This is a genomic window from Nocardia sp. 852002-20019_SCH5090214 (assembly GCF_001665865.1).
GTDB classification, from domain to species: domain Bacteria; phylum Actinomycetota; class Actinomycetes; order Mycobacteriales; family Mycobacteriaceae; genus Nocardia; species Nocardia nova.
In genome coordinates, this window is sequence record NZ_LZMK01000216.1 from 1 (window position 1) to 601 (window position 601).

At 69.2% G+C, this 601-nt stretch carries 2 protein-coding genes; both read left to right on the plus strand.

Going from position 1 to position 601, the window contains the following annotated elements:
• Nucleotides 1-252: DUF5131 family protein (locus A5780_RS43125; protein ID WP_156769533.1), on the plus strand; the 252-nt coding region annotated here is incomplete at its 5' end.
• Nucleotides 240-599: a hypothetical protein gene (locus A5780_RS43130; RefSeq protein WP_231982988.1), complete on the plus strand. Its 360-nt coding sequence runs from the start codon at nt 240-242 to the stop codon at nt 597-599. The genes A5780_RS43125 and A5780_RS43130, both read left to right, overlap by 13 nt.
• The last annotated feature ends 2 nt before the right edge of the window (nt 600-601 follow it).

A 601-nucleotide genomic window follows, 5' to 3' on the forward strand; every position in this document is an offset into this window, starting at 1 on the left:
TGCCCCGGCTGCGCCGACTGGCGGCCGATCCCGGCGATCGACTGGGTCATCGTCGGCGGCGAATCCGGGCCCCACGCCCGGCCGATCGAGGCGGACTGGGTGCGCGACCTGCGCGACCAGTGCGTCGAGGCCGGGACCGCGTTCTTCTTCAAGCAGTGGGGTGGCCGCACCCCGAAAACGGCCGGGCGTGAACTCGACGGCCGGATCTGGAACCAGTACCCGCAGAACAGGAGCACCTCATGCCACGCCTGATGTCGGTCTCGCTCACCGAACCCCAGGTCCGCGACCGCACCAAGACCGTCACCCGCCGCACGGGCTGGCTGATGCTGACGCCCGGCACCCGGCTCACGCTGTGCCGCAAGGTGATGGGCCGCCGCCGCGGCGAACCACTTGTACGGATCGTCGATGTCGAAGTTCTCGACGTGCGCCGCGAGCGCCTCGACACCATCACGAACGAAGAAGTCCGCGCCGAGGGCTTCCCTGAGATGACGCCGGCGCAGTTCGGCGAGTTCTTCTGCGGCAGCCACACCGGCTGCACCCCGGACTCGATGGTCACCCGAATCCGGTGGCGCTACCTCGACGATCCGGAATCGCCGTAGCA

Bases quoted from the DNA above. Each gene is read 5' to 3' on its own strand.
- A5780_RS43130 (WP_231982988.1), top strand. From the start codon at position 240: ATGCCACGCCTGATGTCGGTCTCGCTCACCGAACCCCAGGTCCGCGAC.